Origin of the sequence: Ancylobacter radicis (assembly GCF_018449475.1) — a bacterium.
In the GTDB taxonomy this organism is placed as follows: Bacteria; Pseudomonadota; Alphaproteobacteria; order Rhizobiales; family Xanthobacteraceae; genus Ancylobacter; species Ancylobacter radicis.
Genome location: NZ_JAHCQH010000023.1, coordinates 1 through 22,016 on the forward strand (window position 1 = coordinate 1; position 22,016 = coordinate 22,016).

General features: G+C 68.4%; 17 protein-coding genes. 14 read left to right on the forward strand and 3 right to left on the reverse strand.

Features of this window, described 5'->3' with window-relative positions:
• Positions 1–488 precede the first annotated feature (488 nt).
• Positions 489–1,397, reverse strand: coding sequence for an MBL fold metallo-hydrolase (locus KIP89_RS18490; RefSeq protein WP_213757080.1), 909 nt, complete (start codon positions 1,395–1,397; stop codon positions 489–491).
• Positions 1,398–1,502: 105 nt separating this feature from the next.
• Between KIP89_RS18490 and murD the strand changes: the two genes are divergently transcribed.
• The 14 genes from murD (at position 1,503) to KIP89_RS18560 (ending at position 19,761) form a co-directional block, all read left to right on the forward strand.
• Positions 1,503–2,903, forward strand: a complete 1,401-nt coding sequence (gene murD, locus KIP89_RS18495) for a UDP-N-acetylmuramoyl-L-alanine--D-glutamate ligase (protein WP_213757081.1) — start codon at positions 1,503–1,505, stop codon at positions 2,901–2,903.
• Between the two features lie 88 nt (positions 2,904–2,991).
• On the forward strand, positions 2,992–4,164 hold the full coding sequence (gene ftsW / locus KIP89_RS18500) for a putative lipid II flippase FtsW (RefSeq protein WP_213757082.1): 1,173 nt from the start codon (positions 2,992–2,994) through the stop codon (positions 4,162–4,164).
• Positions 4,165–4,172: 8 nt separating this feature from the next.
• Positions 4,173–5,291, forward strand: a complete 1,119-nt coding sequence (gene murG, locus KIP89_RS18505; protein ID WP_213757083.1) for an undecaprenyldiphospho-muramoylpentapeptide beta-N-acetylglucosaminyltransferase — start codon at positions 4,173–4,175, stop codon at positions 5,289–5,291.
• A gap of 117 nt (positions 5,292–5,408) precedes the next feature.
• Positions 5,409–6,818 (forward strand): UDP-N-acetylmuramate--L-alanine ligase, encoded by a 1,410-nt coding sequence (gene murC, locus KIP89_RS18510; RefSeq protein WP_213757084.1) that lies wholly within the window; start codon positions 5,409–5,411, stop codon positions 6,816–6,818.
• Positions 6,815–7,735: a UDP-N-acetylmuramate dehydrogenase gene (gene murB / locus KIP89_RS18515; protein WP_213757085.1), complete on the forward strand. Its 921-nt coding sequence runs from the start codon at positions 6,815–6,817 to the stop codon at positions 7,733–7,735. The genes murC and murB overlap by 4 nt, the downstream gene beginning before the upstream one ends.
• Before the next feature lie 59 nt (positions 7,736–7,794).
• The gene (locus KIP89_RS18520; RefSeq protein ID WP_213757086.1) at positions 7,795–8,715 is read left to right on the forward strand and encodes a D-alanine--D-alanine ligase; all 921 of its coding nucleotides are present in this window, start codon (positions 7,795–7,797) and stop codon (positions 8,713–8,715) included.
• Between the two features lie 125 nt (positions 8,716–8,840).
• Positions 8,841–9,713 carry a cell division protein FtsQ/DivIB gene (locus KIP89_RS18525; protein WP_369807201.1) on the forward strand — a complete coding sequence of 291 codons (873 nt, stop codon included), beginning with the start codon at positions 8,841–8,843 and terminating at the stop codon, positions 9,711–9,713.
• Complete coding sequence (gene ftsA, locus KIP89_RS18530) at positions 9,710–11,035, forward strand: cell division protein FtsA (protein ID WP_250152649.1); 1,326 nt, start codon at positions 9,710–9,712, stop codon at positions 11,033–11,035. Before KIP89_RS18525 ends, ftsA begins: the two co-directional genes overlap by 4 nt.
• A gap of 87 nt (positions 11,036–11,122) precedes the next feature.
• Entirely contained in the window at positions 11,123–12,862 is a 1,740-nt protein-coding gene (ftsZ, locus tag KIP89_RS18535) for a cell division protein FtsZ (RefSeq protein ID WP_213757088.1), read from the forward strand.
• Positions 12,863–13,179: 317 nt separating this feature from the next.
• Positions 13,180–14,133 carry a UDP-3-O-acyl-N-acetylglucosamine deacetylase gene (gene lpxC, locus KIP89_RS18540; RefSeq protein ID WP_213757089.1) on the forward strand — a complete coding sequence of 318 codons (954 nt, stop codon included), beginning with the start codon at positions 13,180–13,182 and terminating at the stop codon, positions 14,131–14,133.
• A gap of 152 nt (positions 14,134–14,285) precedes the next feature.
• On the forward strand, positions 14,286–15,188 hold the full coding sequence (locus KIP89_RS18545; RefSeq protein WP_213757090.1) for an outer membrane protein assembly factor BamD: 903 nt from the start codon (positions 14,286–14,288) through the stop codon (positions 15,186–15,188).
• A 129-nt stretch (positions 15,189–15,317) separates the two neighbouring features.
• On the forward strand, positions 15,318–17,006 hold the full coding sequence (gene recN, locus KIP89_RS18550) for a DNA repair protein RecN (protein ID WP_213757091.1): 1,689 nt from the start codon (positions 15,318–15,320) through the stop codon (positions 17,004–17,006).
• Entirely contained in the window at positions 17,003–19,165 is a 2,163-nt protein-coding gene (ligA, locus tag KIP89_RS18555) for an NAD-dependent DNA ligase LigA (protein ID WP_213757092.1), read from the forward strand. Before recN ends, ligA begins: the two co-directional genes overlap by 4 nt.
• 38 nt (positions 19,166–19,203) lie before the next feature.
• Positions 19,204–19,761 (forward strand): cysteine hydrolase family protein, encoded by a 558-nt coding sequence (locus tag KIP89_RS18560; RefSeq protein ID WP_213757093.1) that lies wholly within the window; start codon positions 19,204–19,206, stop codon positions 19,759–19,761.
• Positions 19,762–19,896: 135 nt separating this feature from the next.
• Here KIP89_RS18560 and KIP89_RS18565 read toward each other — a convergent pair whose 3' ends face one another.
• Positions 19,897–20,049, reverse strand: coding sequence for a DUF3309 domain-containing protein (locus KIP89_RS18565; protein WP_213757094.1), 153 nt, complete (start codon positions 20,047–20,049; stop codon positions 19,897–19,899).
• Between the two features lie 96 nt (positions 20,050–20,145).
• Positions 20,146–21,978, reverse strand: a complete 1,833-nt coding sequence (locus KIP89_RS18570) for an aminopeptidase P family protein (RefSeq protein ID WP_213757095.1) — start codon at positions 21,976–21,978, stop codon at positions 20,146–20,148.
• Positions 21,979–22,016: the final 38 nt, after the last annotated feature.

Genomic DNA, 22,016 nt, shown 5'->3' on the forward strand with positions numbered 1-22,016 from the left:
CGCGTGCGGGGCGCCGGGGACGGCGTGTCGGTTGGCTGAGTGAAGGCTTGCACCACCTTTTAAAACAAAGGTGCAGGCGGCCGCCGGTGGCGTCCGCCCCGGTGCCCCGCGCGCCCTTCAAAGGGCAGTCGGCGCCTGACGCAGACCCCCGGCCGCGAGGCGGCGCGGGGCTTTTGGTGTGGGCGCTCACGCCGTCAGGACCCTCCCCGGAGGTGATCCGGGGTCAGCCCGGCCATCCAATTCTGGCGCGGCGTCGCCATTACCTCACGCCGTCATGGCCGGACTTGATCCGGCCATCCACGTCTTCCCCCGCCGCGCCCAGCCCCAAGTCTTGGATCCCCGGGTCAAGCCCGGGGATGACGGTGTGAAGGTGGGGATGACGGTGTGAGGGCGGGGCGCGCGTGAACGAGGCGTCATGCGATCCCGGCTCGGCCTGCGGCCGTCCGGGATGACGTCACATGAGGGAGCCGTCTGACACGACCCGGCTGTCAGGGCAGCGCCAGCACCTGCTTCACATTATTGGCGTGCACCTCCTCATAGGGCGCGAAATAGGAGAGGTGGCCGGCGGCGATGTCCTCGGCGATGAAGGTGCTGAGGTCCTGGTCGGCGAAGGACATGACCGAGCGTGTGCGGATCAGCTTCTGCACGTAGCGGATCGTTGCGTCGATCAGCGAGGACCCGTAGCCGCCGGCCGCGATCACTTCCGGCGCCCCGTGATTGGGCAGGATGCGCTTGTAGCCCCAGCCGCGCACGCGCTTCAGCTCCTCCAAATGGACGGGCAGGCGCGCGGGCTCGGAGACATAGGTGATCGGCTCCTCCAGCGTGTCGCCGGCCAGCATGATGAACTCGTCCGGCAGCAGCAGGATCAGCCCGTCATGGCTGTGAATCTCCGCCGGCTCCAGGAGCACGCGCAGGCTGCCGACGGACAGCTCCGTCGGGCCGGTGATGATGCGGTTCGGCATGATGAGCGGGCGGATCGGCGGGTTGCCGCTCTCCAGCGCCGCGCGGTGCTCGGCCAGCGCCGCCTGCGTGCGGTCCAGCGCGATGATCTCGCAATCGGCGAACACCGCGTTGCCCGCCACATGATCGTCATGCCAGTGGCTGAGCACGACGCGGATCGAGGTCACGCCCGCGCGCTCCAGGGTCTCGCGCATCAGCCGGGCATGGGTGAGCGAGATATGCGTGTCGTAAAGCAGCGCCTCGGTGCCATCGACAATCGCGTAGACGCACACGCCGAGCGCATAGGCCCCGTCGTCCAGCCAGTTCGGTCCGGCCGAAAAGGCCCGCGCGCCCTCGATCCGCCCGTCATAGAAGGCGAAGAGGTTCGGATGGGGGCGCAGCACCTTGAGGGTCGAGCCGAGGGGAAGAAGCGCGGGGGAGGGGGCAGGCGGGGTCATCGTCATCCTTTGCATCGCCGGCGGGCGGGGGATCATTTCATCAGCCGGTGAAATGCGCTAGCGAGGGAGCGCGCCCCGACGGCGCGCGTCAGCCGAGGTTCTCCCATGATTGCCGTGAGTTCGTTCAAAGACCGTGCCGTGGCGCTGTTTGGCCTCGGCGGCTCGGGCCTCGCCACCGCCCGCGCGCTGATCGCCGGCGGGGCGCGGGTGACGGCCTTTGACGATTCGCCGGCCTCGGTGGAGAAGGCGGCGGCGGAGGGCATTGCGACCGGCGACCTGCGGGCGCTCGACTGGAGCGCCGTTGCCGCGCTGGTGCTGGCGCCGGGCGTGCCGCTGACCCATCCCGAACCGCATTGGAGCGTGACGCTGGCGCAGGGCGCGGGGGTGGAGGTCATCGGCGACATCGAGCTGTTCTGCCGCGAGCGGCGCCGCGCCGTGCGCCGTCCGCCCTTCGCGGCCATTACCGGCACCAATGGCAAGTCGACCACCACGGCGCTGCTGGCGCATCTGATGACGGTCGGCGGGCGCGATGCGCAGATCGGCGGCAATTTCGGCCCGGCCATTCTGGGGCTTGAACCCCCCAAGCAGGGCCGGGTCTATGTCATCGAGTGCTCGTCCTACCAGATCGACCTCGCGCCCAGCCTCGACCCGGCGGTCGGCATCCTGCTCAACCTCTCGCCCGATCATCTCGACCGCCACGGCACGATGGAGCATTACGCGGCGGTCAAGGAGCGACTGGTGGCGCAGGTCGAGGCCGGCGGCACGGCGGTGATCGGCGTCGACGATCCCTGGTGCCGCGCCATTGCCGACCGGGTGGAGGCGGCCGGGGGGCGTCATGTCGTGCGCATCTCCGTGCTCGAAAAGCTGGAGGACGGCATCTATCTCGACGGCACCGATCTCGTGGTGGCGGAAGGCGGGCGCACTGTCTTCACCCTGCCTCTCTCCGGCATCGGCTCGCTGCGCGGCAGCCACAACGCGCAGAACGCCGCCGCCGCTTTCGCCAGCGCCCGCGCGCTTGGCCTCGCCCCCGAGGTGATCGCGGTCGGCATCAAGAGCTTTCCGGGCCTTGCCCACCGCATGGAGCAGGTGCGGACCATCGGCAGCGTGCTGTTCGTCAACGATTCCAAGGCGACCAATGCGGATGCCGCCGAGCGCGCGCTAGTCTCCTTCGACAACATCTACTGGATCGCCGGCGGCAAGCCGAAGGAGGGCGGCATCGCCCCGCTCGCCCCGCTGTTTCCCCGCGTGAAAAAGGCTTACCTCATCGGCGTCGCGGCGGAGGATTTCGCGGCGACCCTGGGGGACGGCGTTCCCCACGAGATGAGCGGTACGCTCGAGGTGGCGGTGGCGAGCGCCGCGCGGGATGCCGCGAGCGCCGGGCTCGACCACGCGGTGGTGCTGCTCTCGCCGGCCTGCGCCAGCTTCGACCAGTTCCGCAATTTCGAGGTGCGGGGCGATGCTTTCCGCGATCTGGTGGCGGCGCTGCCGGGCGCGGTTTCTTCGTAAAGTCCGGCCGGGCCGGGGGGCGGCATTAAGGCGACGTCAACCTTAATCGTTCGATAGTCCGGGAAGCGTTTCTCCGGAGTAGTGCTACATGATCTCGCGTGCCGAACGGACGGTGGTGGGCGAATGGTGGTGGACCATTGATCGCCTGCTGCTCGGCGCGCTGGCCGCGCTGATGATCATCGGCATCGTGCTGGCGCTGGCGGCGAGCCCGCCGGTGGCGGCGCGTCTGGGCATCGCCGATCCGTTCCATTTCGTGAACCGGCAGGTGATGTTCCTCGTGCCGGCGCTCTGCGTCATGCTCGCGACCTCCTTCCTGTCGCCGCGCAACATCCGCCGGCTGTCGCTGGTGCTGTTCTTCCTGTTTCTCGGGCTGGTTTGCGCCACACTGGTGATCGGACCGGAGGTCAAGGGCGCCCGGCGCTGGCTGAACATCGCCAGCATCACGCTTCAGCCGTCCGAGTTCCTGAAGCCGAGCTTCGTCATCATCGCCGCCTGGCTGTTTTCCGAGAGCGTGCGCCGGCCGGAAATGCCCGGTCAGTTCCTCGCCATCGGTCTTCTCGCCATGGTGGTCACGCCGCTGGTGATGCAGCCGGATTTCGGCCAGACCATGCTGGTGTCGCTGGTGTGGGGTGGGCTGTTCTTCCTGGCAGGACTGCGGATGATCTGGGTGATCGGGCTCGGCGGCGTCGGCGCCTTCGGCCTGTTCGTTGCCTATACGATGGTGCCGCATGTGACCAAGCGCATCGACCGCTTTCTCGACCCGGAATCGGGCGACACCTACCAGATCGACATTGCCACCGACAGTTTCCTCAATGGCGGCTGGCTCGGCCAGGGGCCGGGTGAGGGCACCTACAAGAAGGTCCTGCCGGACGGGCATACCGACTTCATCTTTGCTGTTGCCGGCGAGGAGTTCGGCGCGGTGCTGTGCATGATGATCGCCGGCCTGTTCGCCTTCATCGTGCTGCGTTCGCTCCTGCGCGCGATGAATGACGAGGACCCCTTCGTGCGCTTCGCCATTGCCGGGCTCACCATGCTGTTCGGCCTGCAGTCCTGCATCAACATGATGGTCAATCTCCACATGATGCCGGCCAAGGGCATGACGCTGCCTTTCGTCTCCTATGGCGGTTCCTCGCTGCTGTCGCTGGCCTATGGCATGGGCATGTTGCTGGCGCTGACCCGGCGGCGGCCGCGCACGGCGACGCTGGCGGAACTGGAACGGCTCGCCACGCGCCTCGGCGCCGCTACGCCTCGGGCGGCGTGAGCGCGCCCATGGCCACCCCCCTTAAGCCGCACAAGCCGCTCGTCCTGCTCGCCGCCGGCGGCACCGGCGGTCATCTTTTCCCCGCCGAGGCGCTGGCCGGGGCGCTGCGGGCACGCGGGATCGAGGTCGATCTCGCCACCGACGAGCGGGCGGCGCGCTATGCCGAGCACTTTCCCGCGCGCCAGCTCCATGTGCTGCCGGCCGATACGGTGCGCGGCCGCTCGCCTTTGGCGCTGCTGCGCACCGGTCTGGCGCTCGCGCGCGGTCTGCTCAAGGGCTACCGGTTGATGCGGGAGCTGCGGCCCGCCGCGGTGGTCGGTTTCGGTGGCTATCCCACCGTGCCCCCGCTTCTGGCCGCGACGCTGGCGGGCCGTCCGACCCTCATCCACGAGGCCAATGCCGTGATGGGGCGAGCGAATGCCATGCTGGCAGGGCGGGTGACGGCCATCGCCACCGGCTATCCCGACATGTTCGGCGCCAAGCCGCCTCTTGCCGCCAAGGCCCATCACACAGGCAACCCAGTCCGCCCCGCGGTGATCGAGGCGGTAGCGCCCTATGAGGTCTCCGAGGAGGGCGCGCCGTTCCAGCTTGTCGTCTTCGGCGGCAGCCAGGGGGCACGGGTGATGAGCGACATCGTCCCTCCCGCCATCGCACTTCTCCCTCCCGTGCTGCGCGAGCGGCTGCGCATCAGCCAGCAGGCCCGCCCGGAGGACAGCGGCGCGGTCCGCGAGATCTATGCCAAGCTCGGCGTCCGGGCGGAGGTCGCCCCCTTCTTCCGCGATTTGCCGCTGCGCATGAGCCATGCCCATCTCGTCATCGCCCGCTCCGGCGCTTCGACGGTGGCGGAGCTGTGCGTCATCGGCCGCCCGTCCGTGCTTGTCCCGCTGCCCGGCGCCATCGACCAGGACCAGCTCGCCAATGCCACGGCGCTGACCAAGGCGGGTGGCGCGATGCTGGCGCGGCAGAGCGGTTTCACGCCGGACAGCCTTGCCGAAATCCTCACCGCGCTGATGCGCTCGCCCGCCCAGCTCTCCGGCATGGCGCAGAAGGCGCAGGCCATGGGACGGGCCGACGCTGCGGCGCGCCTTGCGGATCTGGTGATCCGCACGGCCGGCATTCAGGTTTGATCCCGTGGCCGGGCGGGGAACCATCGTCGGGATGACGCGGCAGCCCGCCTCGTCTATTCCTGCCCGCCCGAACGTTGCGCCTGCGCGGGCGAGGCCCGCAGGCCGAAGGAACATCGCATGAAGCTCCCGCTCTCACTCGGCCCCATCCATTTCGTCGGTATTGGCGGCATCGGCATGAGCGGCATCGCCGAGGTGCTGCACAATCTCGGCTACACGGTGCAGGGCTCCGATGTGGCGGAGAGCGCCAATGTGAAGCGCCTGACCGAGAAGGGCATCAAGGTGCTGATCGGCCATACGGCCGGCAATATCGAGGGGGCGGAGGTGCTGGTCGTCTCCTCGGCCATCAAGCGCGACAATCCCGAACTCGCCGCCGCGCGCGCCAAGCGACTGCCCGTGGTGCGTCGCGCCGAAATGCTGGCGGAGCTGATGCGGCTGAAAAGCTGCGTCGCCATTGCCGGCACCCATGGCAAGACCACCACGACCTCGCTGGTCGCCACCCTGCTCGACGCCGGCGGCTTCGATCCCACCGTCATCAATGGCGGCATCATCAACGCCTATGGCACCAATGCCCGGCTGGGGGATGGGGAGTGGATGGTGGTGGAGGCCGATGAGAGTGACGGGACGTTTTTGAAGCTGCCGGCCGAGGTGGCGATCGTCACCAATATCGACCCCGAGCATCTCGACCACTTCAAGACCTTCGAGGCGGTCCAGGCGGCGTTCCGCAGCTTCATCGACAATCTGCCCTTCTACGGTTTCGCGGTGATGTGCACCGACCATCCGGTGGTGCAGGATCTGGTCGGCCATGTCGAGGACCGCCGCGTCATCACCTATGGCGAAAATCCTCAAGCCGATGCGCGACTTATCGAGCTCGACCTGCGTGGCGGGGTGTGCCGTTTCGGTGTGATCTTCCGCGACCGCACCGGGGCGATCGTGCATGAGCTGCGCGATCTCGTCCTGCCCATGCCCGGTCGTCACAATGCGCTGAACGCCACCGCCGCCATTGCCGTGGCGCGCGAATTGGGGGCGAGCGACGACCAGATTCGCTCGGCCCTTGCCGGTTTCGGCGGGGTGAAGCGGCGCTTCACGCGGACCGGTGAGGTGGACGGTGTGTCCATCTTCGACGACTATGGCCACCATCCCGTCGAGATCGCCGCCGTGCTGCGCGCGGCGCGGGCGTCCACCGAGGCGCAGGTCATCGCCATCGTCCAGCCGCACCGCTACACGCGCCTGCAATCGCTGTTCGACCAGTTCGCCACCTGCTTCAACGACGCCGACCATGTGATCGTCGCCGATGTCTATGCGGCCGGCGAGGCGCCGATTCCCGGCATCGACCGCGATCATCTGGTGGAGGCGCTGCGCGCGCGCGGGCACCGCTCGGTCGTCGCCCTGGAAGCCCCGGACAAGCTCGCCGGGCTGGTGAAGGGGCTGGCGCGGCCGGGCGACTACGTCGTCTGCCTCGGCGCCGGCAACATCACGCAATGGGCCTATGCGCTGCCGGGCCAGCTTGAGGCGGGGCCGGCTTCGTGAGCTTCCCCGATATCACCACCGACCTCTCCGCCCGCCTGCCCGAGCTGCGCGGGCGGCTGATCGCCAATCAACCTCTGGCGGAACTGACCTGGTTTCGCGTCGGTGGCCCGGCGCAGATCCTGTTCACGCCCGCGGACGAGGCCGATCTCGCCTATTTCCTCGCGCGCCTGCCCGCCGACATCCCCGTCACGGTGATCGGCCTCGGCTCGAACCTCATCGTGCGCGATGGCGGCGTGGCCGGCGTGGTCATCCGGCTCGGGCGCGGCTTCAGCGAGATCGTCGTCGAGGACGGCCATCGTCTGCGCGCCGGCACGGCGGTGCCGGATGTGAAGCTCGCCCGCGCCGCTGCCGATGCCGGGATTGACGGGCTCGCCTTCTATCGCGGCATTCCCGGCGGGCTCGGCGGCGCGCTGCGGATGAATGCCGGCGCCCATGGCGGCGAGACGCGGGATTGCCTGATCGAGGCGCGGGCGGTGGACCGCGGCGGAGCGGTCCATGTGCTCTCCAACGCCGATTTCGGCTTCAGCTACCGCCATTCCGGCGTGCCGGCCGACTTGATCTTCACCAGCGCGCTCTATCAGGGCCGGCCCGGCGATCGCGCGGCGATCCTCGCCAAGATGGACAGGGTCACGCAGGCGCGCGAAGCATCCCAGCCGATCCGCGAGAAGACCGGCGGCTCCACCTTCAAGAATCCGCCCGGCCACAAGGCCTGGCAGCTTGTCGACGCCGCCGGCTGCCGCGGCCTGATGCGCGGGGCGGCGCAGGTGTCGCCGATGCACTGCAATTTCCTGATCAATACGGGCGGCGCCAGCGCCGCCGACATCGAGGGGCTCGGCGAGGACGTGCGCCGCCGCGTGAAGGAACTGTCCGGCGTCGAGCTGGAATGGGAAATCAAGCGAATCGGCATTCCGGCCTGAGAGGCGCCCCAGACTGACGCCCTTAAAGACTGACGCCTTACGGGCGCGAGGAGAAGACCATGTCTAAGCATGTTGCGGTCCTGTTGGGCGGCTGGTCGGCGGAGCGCGAGGTGTCCCTGCGCTCGGGAGAGGCCTGCGCCAAGGCGGCCGAGAGCGTGGGCTACCGCGTCTCGCGCGTCGATGTCGGGCGCGACATCGCGCAGGTGCTCACCGAACTGAAGCCGGACGTCGTTCTTAACGCCCTGCACGGCCCGTTCGGCGAGGACGGCACCATTCAGGGCGTGCTGGAAATCCTCGGCATCCCCTACAGCCATTCCGGCGTGCTCGCCTCGGCGCTGGCGATGGACAAGGCGCAGGCCAAGATCGTGCTGGCGGCCCACGGCGTGCCGGTGCCCCCTGGCCGCCTCGTCACCCGGGCGGAGGCCGCCAGGGCCCATGTGCTGCCGCGCCCCTATGTGCTGAAGCCGGTGCGGGAAGGCTCCTCGGTCGGCGTCTCCATCGTTAACGAAGACCAGGAGCACCCGCCGCAGGAACTGAATCGCCCCGACTGGCCGCATGGCGAACTGCTGATGGCCGAATCCTACATCCCCGGATTGGAGCTCACCTGCGCCGTTATGGGCGGCGAGCCGCTCGATGTGATCGAAATTCAATCCGCCGTAAGGTTCTATGATTACGAGGCAAAATACGCTCCGGGCGGATCCGTTCATATTCTTCCGGCCCGAATTTTACCGAATATTTACCAAAAGGTACGGATGCTAGCGGCTAGGGCGCATGAGGCGCTCGGCTGTCGGGGCATTAGCAGGGCCGATTTCCGCTACGACGACACGACCGGGGACGAATCCGGTCTGTTCTGTCTGGAGGTCAACACCCAACCCGGAATGACCGAGACCTCTCTCGTGCCCGAACTGGCTGCCCATGCGGGCCATTCGTTCGGTGAGCTTGTACGATGGATGGTGGAGGACGCTTCGCTCGACCGCTGACCCCCAGGCAGATTCCTGCCGGGGCCGGACGGACCAGCGCGGCCAAGGCGGATACGAGGCGGAACGGCTTTGATGGCCGGGCTTCCGCTCGGCTGTCGGCGACCACCGCGGCCGAGCGTGGGCGGGTGCGAATCATCGACCGCGCCATCATTGGCGGGCGTCGCTTCTTCGTCGGCCTGTCGGCCTCGCGGGCACTGAGCTGCGGCGCCGGCACCTGGCTGGTGGCGCTGCTGTTCGCCGGTACGGGCGCCTATGGCCTCCAGCAGGGCGGCCACATGCCGACCGCCATCGAGACCGCCCGCGACATGGCCGATTCGGCGGCCAACCTCGTCGGCTTCCGAATCGCCAATGTGAACCTCTCCGGCCAGAACCACGTCACGCCCGGCGACATCCTCGCCACGGCCGGCGTGAAGCCGACCTCTTCCCTTCTGTTCCTGGATGCCGAGGGCGCGCGTATGCGGCTCGAGGAACTCGCCTGGATCAAGCGCGCCACGGTGCAGAAGCTCTATCCCGACCGCCTCGACATTCAGGTGGTGGAACGCGAGGGCTTCGCCCTCTGGCAGAAAGACGGCAAGATCAATGTCATCGCCCGCGACGGCACCGTCATCGCGCCCTATTCCGACGACCCGCGCTATATCCGCCTGCCGGTCGTGGTCGGCGATGGCGCGGAGAGCCACGTCACCGAGATCGTCGACGCGCTCAGCCTCGTTCCCGGTGTGCGCGACCAGGTGCGCGCGGCGATCCGTGTCGCCGACCGGCGCTGGACGCTGAAGATGCGCAGTGGCATCGACGTGCGCCTGCCGGAAAAGGATGTTGTCGGGGCGCTTCAGGAACTGGCGGTGCTCGACCGCGACAAACAGTTGCTCACCCGCGACATCACGATCATCGATCTGCGCCTGGCCGACCGTGTGTCGGTGCGCCTGTCCGACGCCGCCTATGAGGCGCGTCAGGCCGAGCTGAAGGCACAGGCCAAGGCCAAGAAGGGGGGCAACACATGAGACCCCGCGCTCCCTTCGAGATCGCCCCCAAGATGCGCCCGCTGGCGCCGCGCCGCAGCGGCGTGGTCGGCGTGCTGGAGATCGGCACCTCCAAGATCGTCTGCATGATCGCCCGGCTGAAGCCGCGCGATGCCACGACCAGCCTGCGCCGTCGCACCCATTCGGTGGATGTGCTCGGCATCGGCCACACCTCGTCGCACGGCATCAAGGGCGGTGCGGTGATCGACATGGAGCGTGCCGAGCATGCGATCCGCCGCGCGGTCGATGCCGCCGAGCGCATGGCCGGCGCGCAGATCGCCTCCGTCGTCGTCTCGATGGCCGGGGGGCGCCTCGCCTCCGACCATTTCGTCGCCGAGGTCGACCTGCCCGAGCCCGCCGTCGCCGAGGGCGACATCCGCCGCGTGCTCGACGCCGCCTCGACCTTTGCGATCGGCGAGGGGCGCACCATTCTCCACGCGCTGCCGGTCGGCTACGCCATTGACGGCGTGTCCGGCATTGGCGAGCCGCGCGGCATGCTGGGGCGCCGGCTCGGCGTCGATCTTCATGTCATGACCGCCGAGGCGGCGGCGGTGCGCAATTTGCTGCTGTGCATCGAACGCTGCCATCTCGGCGTCGAGGCCATGGTCGCCGCACCCTATGCCGCGGCGCTGTCGACGCTGGCCGATGACGAGACCGAACTCGGCGTCACGCTGATCGATTTCGGCGCCGGCACCACCACGGTGGCGGTGGTCGAGAACGGCCATTGCGTGCATGTCGACGGCATCGCGGTGGGTGGCCAGCATGTCACCAACGACGTCGCGCGCGGTCTCTCCACCCGTCTGGCCGATGCCGAGCGGCTGAAAAGCCTGCATGGCGGCGTGACCGTGGTCGGCGCGGATGACCGGGAAATGCTGACTGTCCCGCCGATCGCGGACGATCATCACGACCTGCCGCGCGCCATTCCGAAGTCGCGCCTGCTCAAGATCATCCGCCCGCGCGTGGAGGAGATCACCGAGCTGCTGCGCGACCGGCTGATCACCTCCGGCCATGCCGCCGGCGCCGGTCGCCGCATCGTCCTCACCGGCGGCGCGGCGCAGCTCACCGGCCTTGCCGACATGGTGGCGAGCGTGATGGGCGGGCAGGTGCGCATCGGCCGCCCGCTGGGTATTTCGCGCCTGCCGGAGGCCGCGCGCGGCGCGCCCTTCGCGGTCGCCACCGGACTTCTCGTCTATCCGCAGGTTGCGGGGCTCGAACATTTCGAGGCCCGCCGCCGTCGGCTCTCCCATGGGGAATCGGACGGGTACTTCTCGCGCGTCGGGCATTGGCTTCGGGAGGCCTTCTGACGTGCTTCATTCAATCCGCGCCGGCGGAACCGGCACCACTGAGATCGAGACGGGATTCGAGCCCGCCGGCGTTTGGGGACAACAGAAATGACCATCAACCTTCAGGTTCCTGACATTCGTGAACTGCGTCCCCGGATCACCGTGTTCGGCGTCGGCGGTGCCGGTGGCAACGCCGTCAACAACATGATCACGGCCGGCCTGTCGGGTGTCGACTTCGTCGTCGCCAACACCGACGCGCAGGCGCTCACCCTCTCCAAGGCCGAGCGCATCGTGCAGATGGGCGTCGCCGTCACCGAGGGTCTCGGCGCCGGCTCGCAGCCGGAAGTCGGCCGCGCGGCGGCCGAGGAGGCGCTGGACGAGATCCGCGATCACCTCGCCGGCGCGCACATGGTCTTCATCACCGCCGGCATGGGCGGCGGCACCGGCACCGGTGCGGCCCCGGTCATCGCCCGCGCGGCCCGCGAACTCGGCATCCTCACCGTCGGCGTCGTGACCAAGCCCTTCCACTTCGAGGGCCAGCGCCGCATGCGCATCGGCGAGATGGGCATCAACGAGCTGCAGAAGGGCGTCGACACCCTCATCGTCATCCCGAACCAGAATCTGTTCCGGGTGGCCAATGAGAAGACCACCTTCGCCGACGCCTTCGCGATGGCCGACCAGGTGCTCTATTCGGGCGTTGCCTGCATCACCGACCTGATGGTCAAGGAAGGCCTGATCAACCTCGACTTCGCCGATGTCCGCGCCGTGATGCGCGAGATGGGCAAGGCGATGATGGGCACCGGCGAGGCTTCCGGCGAGCAGCGCGCGCTGCATGCCGCCGAGGCGGCGATCGCCAATCCGCTGCTCGACGAAGTGTCGATGCGCGGCGCCCGCGGCCTGCTGATCTCGATCACCGGCGGCAAGGACCTCACCCTGTTCGAGGTCGACGAGGCAGCGACCCGCATCCGCGAGGAAGTCGATCCCGACGCCAACATCATCCTCGGCGCGACCTTCGACGAGACGCTGGAAGGCCTCATCCGCGTGTCCGTGGTGGCCACCGGGATCGACCCGGCGGTCATTCCCGAGCAGATCCCGCACAGCCTGCACGGGCTGGCCGATCTCGGTGGCCGCAAGGTCTCCAACGCCGGCCGCGCCGCCGTCGAGGCGCGCCGCGATGCCGCCCTGCGCTCGGTCGCTTCCGCGCTCACCGAGGACCATGCGGCCTATGCCGATCACGGTTATGAGCCGACCTTCGCGGCCTCGTCGGGCAGCGACCATGTCTATGGCGAGCCCGATTACGCCCACCACGCTCCGGCTCCGGCCACCGCGATCGATGACGTGACCATCCGCCCGCTCGCGCCCAAGCCCCAGCTCTATGCCGAGCCGGAAGCCGAGCCGATGAACGAGGCGGCTTATGAGCACGAGACGCTTGAGCCCTTCATCCCGCCGCAGGCGGAGCGCCCGGAACTGCGCAGCCCGCGCATGCCGCGCGTGGAAGAGCTTCCCATGCCGGCGCAGAACCAGATCCGCGCCGCCCGCGGCGAGCCGATGGAGCACCATCACGCGGAAAAGAAGCGCATGACGCTGCTCCAGCGCCTCGCCAATGTCGGCCTCGGTCGTCATAGCGACGACGAGGAGATGGATCCCCCGGCGGAAATGCGCCCGGTGGTCCGCCGCGCCCCCGCGCCGCAGCCGGAGCAGCGCCCGCTCGCCGAGCGTCGCCCGGAAGCGTCCGAGTTCGCCAAGCGCCCGGCGGCTCGTCCGATGGACGCCCATGGCCGCCCGGCCGCCCGGCCGGCCGAGGATGACCATCTCGACATTCCGGCCTTCCTGCGCCGCCAGGGCTGACCGGACCGGCAAGTGTGACGGAGGCGGTCTGCCGCCTCTGTTACAAGGCCGATGATGCAATGCAGCGCCCGGGTCTCCTGCCCGGGCGCAATTCATTGATCGTAAACAAATTTCTGATGTGCTGCAGAAGCGACGGGACGGTAACAGACGGTAAGCAAGCGTGATTTGGCTCACCTCCGAGCCGCCGATATGTTGCCCACCAACGACAAGCCGCCGACACGGATTCGCCACTGAATCCTGAACCGGGGGTGCTTCTAAGTTGGCTTGGGGAATTGGGGGAGCGGATGGTGTATCGTGGTCCGCTCGCTGGGTCTGGGATGAATGCTGTAAGGCAGACGACCATTGGCGACGTCGTCACGCTTTCGGGCGTGGGCGTGCACTCCGGCAAAGAGGCGCGGTTGAGCCTGGCTCCCGCATCCGCCGATACCGGCATTCTTTTCCACCGTACCGATTCGTCCCAGTCTGTCCGCGCCTCCCGTCATGCCGTGCGTGGCAGCGATCTCGCCACTGTGCTCCGCGATGAAAGCGGCCCGGCCGTCTCCACGGTCGAGCATCTGATGGCCTGCTTCGCCGGCCTCGGCATCGATAACGCCCATGTCGAGATCGACGGTCCCGAAGTGCCGATCCTCGATGGCAGCGCGGGCGAATTTGTGGCGGCCATCGACCAGGTCGGTGTGGTAGATATCGCCGCCCCGCGCCGCTATCTGCGCGTGCTCAAGAAGATCCGCGTCGAGACCGAGCATGGTTTCGGCGAGCTTTCCCCCTATGATGCCGGCCTGCGGCTTGAGGTCGAGATCGACTTCGCCCACGCTGCGATCGGCCGCCAGCGTTACGCCGCGACGCTGTCGCCGGGTGTTTTCCGCAAGGAACTCGCTACCGCCCGCACCTTCGGCTTCGTCGCCGATGTGGAGCGTCTCTGGCAGGCGGGCTATGCGCTCGGTGCCTCGCTCGACAACACCATCTGCCTCGATGCCGACGGTGTTCTGAACACCACGGGCCTGCGTTTCGCCGACGAGTTCGTGCGGCACAAGGCGATGGATGCGGTGGGCGATCTCGCCATCAGCGGCCTGCCCCTGCTCGCCCGGTTCCGTTCCTACAAGGGCGGTCACAAGCTCAACTTCGCCGTGGTCGACGCCCTGCTGTCGGATCGCTCGGCCTATGAGGTCGTCGAGGCCGGGCTGGTGGATGCCAAGCTTCCGGCCGGTCGCAGCGTGCGCAGCAATGCCGGCCTCGTCGATGTGGCCGTTCCGGCCTACGCGCCGGAACTCTGAGCCACCGCCGGGTGCATTTATGCCCCTACGTGCGTTTCATCCGTCGATCGGTTGCCGCCGACAGGCCACTCGCCATAATCCGGACGGAAAGCGGCTATAGCGCACAGTGGCGCCCCGGCCGGCAGGCGACCAGATTGGGATCGAGAGTTGTGATGCGTCTTCTCAGCCACGTCCGTTCCGGCGGTTTCGCTCAAAACGATGCCCGCCCGGCGCGTGGACGGACCTCTGCTCTGTTTGCCGTGCGTCTGGTCGGGCTGGTGCTCGTCGGTGCCTCGCTCGCCGGCTGCGCCGGCATGTTCGATACCAAGGAAGAGACCATCTATCCCGACGTGCCGGCGGAGCAGCGCTACAACGAAGCGCTCACGCTGATGCAGAAGGAGGATTACGGCGAGGCGATCAAGCGTTTCGAGGATGTCGACCGGCAGCACCCCTATTCCGACTGGGCGCGCAAGTCGATGCTGATGATCGCCTATATCTATTACACGCAGGGCCAGTACGACGAGTGCGCGGGCGTTGCCAAACGCTATCTGGCGCTGCATCCCGGCTCGGCCGATGCGCCTTATGCGCAGTATCTCCTGGCCTCGTCCTATTTCGACCAGATCCCGGACATCTCGCGCGACCAGCAGCGCACCGAGCGCGCCATGGAGGCGCTCGACGAGATCGTGCGCAAATATCCCGAGACCGAATACGCCATCTCCGCCAAGAAGAAGCTTGAGGTCGCGCGCGACCAGCTTGCCGGCAAGGAGATGATGATCGGGCGCTATTATCTCGAACAGCGCAACTACGCCGGCGCGATCAACCGCTTCAAGGTGGTCGTCACGCGCTACCAGACCACGCGCCATGTCGAGGAGGCGCTCTACCGCCTGACCGAAGCCTATATGGCGCTTGGCGTGGTGAGCGAGGCGCAGACCTCCGCCGCCGTGCTCGGCTATAATTTCCCGGACAGTTCCTGGTACAAGGACGCCTATAAGCTTGTGCAGTCGCGTGGTGTGAACCCGCAGATGAACCAGAACTCCTGGATCGCCAAGGCTTTCAAGGGCCTTGGTCTCGGTTGAGCCCTGCGCGCCACAACAGCTGCGCATTGCTGCGAACAGAATAAGAACACCGGTGCGCGACGCGGCCTGACCTGCTAGAAGGCGGGTGTCGATCGCCCTTTCCGCGCGGATTCGTTCTGGAGCTCACGCATGCTGGCCGCCCTGTCGATCAGGGATATCGTCCTCATCGAGCGGCTTGACCTGAATTTTCAGCCGGGCCTCACCGTGCTCACGGGCGAGACCGGCGCCGGCAAGTCGATCCTGCTCGATGCCTTCACGCTGGCTCTTGGCGGGCGCGGTGATGGCTCGCTGGTGCGTCAGGGCGTGCCGCAGGGCCAGGTCACGGCCGAATTCGACCTTCCACCCGATCATCCCGTCCGCGCCGTGCTGGCCGAGGCCGGCATCGACGATGATGGCGCGCTGGTGCTGCGCCGCGTGCAGCATGCGGATGGACGCACGCGCGCCTTCGTCAACGACCAGTCGGTGAGCGCGCAGATGCTGCGCCAGCTCGGGCGGCGGCTGGTGGAGATCCATGGCCAGCATGACGACCGGGCGCTGATCGACCCCGCGTCGCATCGCGTGCTGCTCGATGCCTTTGGCGGTCTGACGAGCCTTGCCGAGGAGGTGAGCGGGCTTTGGCGTCACTGGCGCGCGGCGCGGCGGGAGGCTGAAAAAGAGAAAGCGCGGCTGGACGAGGCGGCGAAAGAGGCCGACTTCATCCGCCATTCGCTCGACGAACTCACTGTTCTTGCTGCAGAAATCGGCGAAGAGGAGCGCCTCGCCACGCGCCGTTCGGAGATGATGCGGTTTGAGAAGATCGCGACCGATCTTTCCGATGCGCAGGACGCGGTGGGCGGGCCGAACTCGCCGATTCCCGCCCTTGCGGCGGCGGTGCGCCGGCTGGAGCGGCGGGCGGGCGAGGTGGAATCGCTGGTGCGCCCGGCCGTCGAGGCGATCGACGCGGCGCTTAACGCCTTGGAAATGGCCAGGTCTCACCTCGAATCGGCGCTGCGGGAGGCGGATTTCGATCCCCATGAGCTGGAGCGGATCGAGGAGCGGCTGTTCGCCCTGCGCGCCGCCGCGCGGAAATTCTCCTGCATCGCCGATGACCTGCCGGCGGTCGCCGCGCGTTTCGCCGACCAGCTCGACGCCCTCGACCATGGTGCGCAACGCCTTGATGCGCTTGAGAAAACCGCCACGCAGGCGGAGGCCGCCTATCGCGCGAGCGCCCGCGAGCTCTCCGCCCGCCGGCGCGTGGCGGCCACCGCGCTCGACGCGGCGGTGAACGCGGAACTGCCGCCGCTGAAGCTGGAACGGGCCCGTTTCATCACGGAGTGTCAGGCCGATGAGGTGGACGGTCAGGCCGATGGGTACGACCGGATCGAGTTCTGGGTGCAGACCAATCCGGGCACGCGGCCCGGCCCGATGATGAAGGTCGCCTCGGGCGGCGAGCTTGCCCGCTTCCTGCTCGCGCTCAAGGTGGTGCTGGCCGACAAGGGCTCGGCGCCGACCCTCGTCTTCGACGAAATCGACACCGGCGTCGGCGGCGCGGTGGCGGACGCCATCGGCGCGCGGCTGGCCCGGCTCGGCGGGCGGGTGCAGGTGGTCGCCGTCACCCATGCCCCGCAGGTCGCCGCGCGCGCCGGCAATCATTTCCGCATCGCCAAGGAAATGGTCGCCGAGCATGACCGGGTGGCGACCCGCGTCGCCCCGCTCGCCCCCGATCACCGCCGCGAGGAAATCGCCCGCATGCTGTCCGGCGCCGAAGTCACGGCGGAAGCGCGGGCGGCGGCGGACCGGCTGCTCTCCACCGCCGAATCCGCTAGAAACCCGGCATGACATCGCGTGACAGCCTGCCCCCCACCGAGACGCTGACCGCCGATGAGGCGGCGAGCGAACATGCACGGCTCGGCGAGGAGATCGCCGGCCATGACCGGCGCTATTATCAGGACGACGCCCCCACCGTCTCGGACGCCGATTACGACGCGCTGCGCCGGCGCTATGAGGCGATCGAGGCGCAGTTTCCCGAGCTGAGAGGGATCGACAGCCTCTCGCAGAAAGTCGGCGCCGCGCCCTCGGCAAAATTCGCCAAGGTACGCCACCGCGTGCCGATGCTCTCGCTCGGCAATGCCTTTGCCGATGAGGATGTGGAGGAGTTCGTCGCCCGCATCCGCCGCTTCCTCGGCCTACCCGTGGACGAGCCGATTGCCCTGACCGCCGAGCCGAAGATCGACGGCCTGTCCTGCTCGCTGCGCTATGAGAGCGGCGTCTTCATGCAGGCGGCAACGCGCGGCGACGGTTTCGAGGGCGAGGACGTCACCGCCAATGTGCGCACCATCGCCGAGATCCCGCAGCGCCTCGCCGGCGACGACGTGCCGGACATCTTCGAGGTGCGCGGCGAGGTCTATATGGGCCATGCCGATTTCGCGGCGCTGAATGCGCGGCAGGAGGCGGCGGGCAAGCCGCTCTTTGCCAATCCGCGCAACGCGGCGGCCGGCAGCCTGCGCCAGCTCGACCCCAAGATCACGGAAAGCCGCCCGCTGAAATTCTTCGCCTATGCCTGGGGCGAGGTCAGCGACGCGGGACTTCCCGCCGACACCCAGTTCGGCGTCATCGAGGCCTTTGCCCGCTGGGGCCTGCCGACCAATCCGCTCACCGTGCTGTGCACCTCTGCCGAAGAATTGCTCGCCCATTACCGCCGCATCGGCGAGGGCCGGGCGAGCCTCGGCTACGACATAGACGGCGTGGTCTACAAGGTGGACAGCCTCGCGCTCCAGCAGCGGCTTGGCTTCGTCTCGCGCAGCCCACGCTGGGCCATCGCCCATAAATTCCCCGCCGAAAAGGCGGTCACAAAGCTTGAGCGGATCGAGATCCAGGTCGGGCGCACCGGCGCGCTCACCCCGGTCGCCAAGCTCACGCCGATCACCGTTGGCGGCGTCGTCGTGGCGAACGCCTCGCTGCACAATGAGGACTATATTCGCGGCATTGGCGGCAAGGGTGAGCCGATCCGCGGCGGGATCGACATTCGCGAGGGCGACTGGGTGACGATCCAGCGCGCTGGCGACGTGATCCCGCAGGTGGTGGACGTGGTGCTGGAGCGCCGCCCGGCCGAGGCGAAGCCCTATGCCTTCCCGACCCTCTGCCCGGCCTGCGGCTCGCATGCCGTGCGCGAGGAGGGCGAGGTGGTGCGCCGCTGCACCGGCGGGCTGATCTGCCCGGCGCAGGCGGTGGAGCGCATCCGCCATTTCGTCGCCCGCGATGCCTTCGACATTGAGGGGCTGGGCGAGAAGCAGGTTCAGGCTTTCCATGACTGGGGGCTGGTGAAGCAGCCCGCCGACATCTTCACGCTGGAAGCGCGCGATTCCGCGCCGGGCGCGCTGACCCGGCTGAAGAATCGCGAGGGCTGGGGCGACACCTCCACCAAGAATCTGTTCGCCGCGATTGAGACCCGCCGCCGCGTGCCGGTGAACCGCTTTCTCTATGCGCTGGGCATTCGCCATGTCGGGGAAACCAATGCCAAGCGGCTGATGCGGCATTTCGCGACCATCGAGGCGCTGCGCGAGACGGCACTCGCCGCCATCATGCCCGGCGCGGAGCATCCCAAGGGCAATGAGCCCTGGGCCGAGATCGTCGGCATCGAGGGCATCGGCGCGGTGGTGGCCGAGGCGGTGGTGGATTTCTTCCAGGAGCCGAACAACCAGGCCGCGCTCGCCGCGCTGCTGGAATATGTGACGCCCGAGCCGATGGAGGCGGTGTCTGCCGCCAGCGCGGTCGCCGGCAAGACCGTGGTGTTCACCGGGGCGCTGGAAAAGATGACCCGCGACGAGGCGAAAGCCATGGCCGAGCGGCTGGGGGCGAAGGTCGCCGGCTCGGTCTCGAAGAAGACCGATTATGTGGTGGCGGGGACCGATGCTGGCTCCAAGCTCGCCAAGGCGCGCGACCTTGGCGTCGGCGTGCTGACCGAGGATGAGTGGCTGGCGCTGGCGGGTGCCGGCTGAGCGACAATTTTCAACACGCAGCCCATCGGGAGCCCGAGATGAGCGACACGGCCCTGCTGATCATCGATTTGCAGAACGATTACTTCCCCGAGGGGCGCTATCCGCTGGTCGGCATCGAGGCGGCGGCGGCGAAGGCCGGCGACCTGCTCGCCACGGCGCGGCAGGCGGGCGTGCCGGTCGTCCATGTGCGCCATGAAATGGCGGGCGAGGACGCCCCGTTCTTCGCGCGCGGCACGGCGGGGGCCGACATTCATCCCCGTCTCGCCCCGCTGGACGGGGAGACGGTGGTGGTGAAGGAGGAGGTCAACGCCTTCCTGCGCACCGATCTCGACCGGCTGCTGCGCGAACGGGGCATTGCGCGCCTCGTGATCGCCGGCGCCATGAGCCATATGTGCGTGGATGCGGCGAGCCGGGCGGCGCTCGATCTCGGCTATGAGGTGACGCTGGCGCATGACGCGACCGCGACGCTCGATCTGGCCTTTGGCGGGACCGATGTGCCGGCGGCAAACGTGCAGGCGGCGTTGATGGCGGCGCTGGAATTTGCCGGGGCCAAGGTGGTGCCGACGGCGGATGCGGCGGCCGTGCTGCGCGGCTGATCAGGCGGGCGGCGCCCGGCGGCAAATCGGGTCGGCAGGAATCTGGTTGGCGGAAATCGGGTAGGCCGGAAAATCGGCAAAAAAGAGGGCCGCCGCGGGGGGAACGCGACGGCCCTTGCTGATGGCGCGCGACGGTCAGAGGCGTCCGGTCAGCATCATTACGATCAGGATCACCAGAAGAACGGTGACGATACCGCTCGGCCCATAGCCCCAGGAGCGGCTGTAGCCCCAGTTCGGCAGGGCGCCGACAAGTATCAGGATAAGAATTACAATCAGGATGGTGGTCATCTCGGCGTCTCCGTCTGCCCCGTCACATTGGTCGGGGGAGTAACGCCACTGCGAGATGATGGTTCCATTGAACCATCATCAATTGAATAGTCGCCGTCAGGCGCCCAGCGGGGCGGTCGCCGCGTAAAGCCAGGCGCGGGTGGGGGCGTCGACCAGAGGGCCGATCTCGGCGAAGACGCGGGCGTGATAGGCGTCGAGCCAGGCGCGCTCCTCGGCGGTGAGCAGCGCCGGCTCGATCACCCGCCGGTCGAACGGGGCGAGGGTCAGCGTCTCGAAGCCGAGCAGCGCGCGCTCGGCGCCGGCCGGGGCGGGGGCCTCGGTGACGATTTCCAGATTTTCCAGCCGGATGCCATAGCCGCCGGTCTTGTAGTAGCCGGGCTCGTTGGAGAGCACCATGCCGGGGACGAGCGCCACCGTGCCGACCTTGGAGATGCGGGCCGGGCCCTCATGCACCGAGAGATAGGCGCCGACGCCATGGCCGGTGCCGTGGTCGAAATCCAGCCCCGCCGCCCACAGGAACTGCCGGGCGAAGCTGTCGAGCTGGGCGCCGGAGCTGCCAGCGGGGAATACCGCGCGGGCAATCGCGGCATGGCCCTTCAGCACGCGGGTGAAACGGTCGCGCATCTCGTCGCTCGGCGTGCCGACGATGAGGGTGCGGGTCACATCGGTGGTGCCGTCCTCATATTGCGCGCCGGAATCGATGAGAAACAGTTCGTCCGTGCCGATGCGCCGGTTGGTCGCCTCGGTGACGCGGTAATGCACGATCGCGCCATTGGGGCCGGCGCCGGAAATGGAGGGGAAGGACACGTCCTTCAGCGCGCCGGTGTCGCGGCGGAAGGTTTCCAGCGCCGCCACCGCGTCGATCTCGGTGAGCGTGCCCTTGGGCGCCTCGCTGTCGAACCAGCACAGGAAGCGGGCGAGCGCGGCGCCGTCGCGTTTGTGTGCGGCGCGCATGCCGGCCAGCTCGGCGGGGTTCTTGGCCGCCTGCATCAGCGCGACCGGGCTCGGGCCGGAGGAAACCTTGCCGCCGGCCGCCTCGATGCGCGCGGCGAGCTGCGCCGGGGCGGTCGCCTGATCGAGCCGGAGGGTGGCGCCGCCGGCGGCGATCAGCTCGATGCCGCGCTCGAACAGCGCCGGCTCGAAGATCTCGGCTTCCGCGCCGAGCGCGTCGCGCACCGCGTTGGAGAGCTTGCGCCCGTCGATGAACAGCGAGGGGCGGCCCTCGCGCGGCACGATCGCCCAGGCCAGCGGCAGCGGCGTGAAGGAGACATCGGCGCCGCGGATGTTGAAGCTCCAGGCGACCGCGTGCGGATCGGACAGGATGGTGGCGTCGAGCTTCTGGGCGGCGAGGGCGGCGCGGATGCGGGCGAGCTTGTCGGCGCTGGTCTCGCCGGCCAGCGCCGGATCGCGCAGGGTGACGGCACCGACGGGGGCGGCGGGGCGGTCGGCCCATATGGCGTCGACCGGATTGCTGTCGACCGCGACCAGCGTGCCCTGCGCCGAGGCGACCGCGCGGCGCAGCTTCTCCAGCCCGTCCACCGTGATCAGCCAGGGATCGTAGCCGAGATGCCCGCCGGCCGGCAGATGGGTCTCGATCCAGCGTTCCGCCGTGGTCTGCGCTAGCGGCACCACCTCGTAGGAGGCGGTGTCGACCTGCTGGGCGGCCTGCAGCGTGTAGCGCCCGTCCACCACGATGGCGGCGGCGTCCGCCAGCACCACCGCGACGCCGGCCGAGCCGGTGAAGCCGGTCAGGAAGGCGAGGCGCTCGTCGCAGGGCGGGACATATTCGTTCTGGTGGGCGTCGGCGCGCGGGACGATGAAGCCGTCGAGCCCGCGCCGCGCCAGCTCCGCGCGCAACAGGCGCAGCCGCTCGGTGCCCAGAGCGGGGGCGGCGGGGGCATCGAAGGACTGGAAGCGGGCTTCGAACATGGCGGGCACTCGGCAGGCGGGGACAGGTGGGCGAGGAG

Excerpts from the sequence above, each read along its gene's own strand:
- ligA (WP_213757092.1), top strand. The coding sequence starts at position 17,003 with ATGACATCGCGTGACAGCCTGCCCCCCACCGAGACGCTGACCGCCGAT.
- KIP89_RS18520 (WP_213757086.1), top strand. The coding sequence starts at position 7,795 with ATGTCTAAGCATGTTGCGGTCCTGTTGGGCGGCTGGTCGGCGGAGCGC.
- ftsA (WP_250152649.1), top strand. The coding sequence starts at position 9,710 with ATGAGACCCCGCGCTCCCTTCGAGATCGCCCCCAAGATGCGCCCGCTG.
- KIP89_RS18565 (WP_213757094.1), bottom strand. The coding sequence starts at position 20,049 with ATGACCACCATCCTGATTGTAATTCTTATCCTGATACTTGTCGGCGCC.
- murD (WP_213757081.1), top strand. The coding sequence starts at position 1,503 with ATGATTGCCGTGAGTTCGTTCAAAGACCGTGCCGTGGCGCTGTTTGGC.
- murC (WP_213757084.1), top strand. The coding sequence starts at position 5,409 with ATGAAGCTCCCGCTCTCACTCGGCCCCATCCATTTCGTCGGTATTGGC.
- ftsW (WP_213757082.1), top strand. The coding sequence starts at position 2,992 with ATGATCTCGCGTGCCGAACGGACGGTGGTGGGCGAATGGTGGTGGACC.
- KIP89_RS18560 (WP_213757093.1), top strand. The coding sequence starts at position 19,204 with ATGAGCGACACGGCCCTGCTGATCATCGATTTGCAGAACGATTACTTC.
- ftsZ (WP_213757088.1), top strand. The coding sequence starts at position 11,123 with ATGACCATCAACCTTCAGGTTCCTGACATTCGTGAACTGCGTCCCCGG.
- KIP89_RS18570 (WP_213757095.1), bottom strand. The coding sequence starts at position 21,978 with ATGTTCGAAGCCCGCTTCCAGTCCTTCGATGCCCCCGCCGCCCCCGCT.
- murG (WP_213757083.1), top strand. The coding sequence starts at position 4,173 with ATGGCCACCCCCCTTAAGCCGCACAAGCCGCTCGTCCTGCTCGCCGCC.
- KIP89_RS18490 (WP_213757080.1), bottom strand. The coding sequence starts at position 1,397 with ATGACCCCGCCTGCCCCCTCCCCCGCGCTTCTTCCCCTCGGCTCGACC.
- KIP89_RS18545 (WP_213757090.1), top strand. The coding sequence starts at position 14,286 with ATGCGTCTTCTCAGCCACGTCCGTTCCGGCGGTTTCGCTCAAAACGAT.
- lpxC (WP_213757089.1), top strand. The coding sequence starts at position 13,180 with ATGAATGCTGTAAGGCAGACGACCATTGGCGACGTCGTCACGCTTTCG.
- recN (WP_213757091.1), top strand. The coding sequence starts at position 15,318 with ATGCTGGCCGCCCTGTCGATCAGGGATATCGTCCTCATCGAGCGGCTT.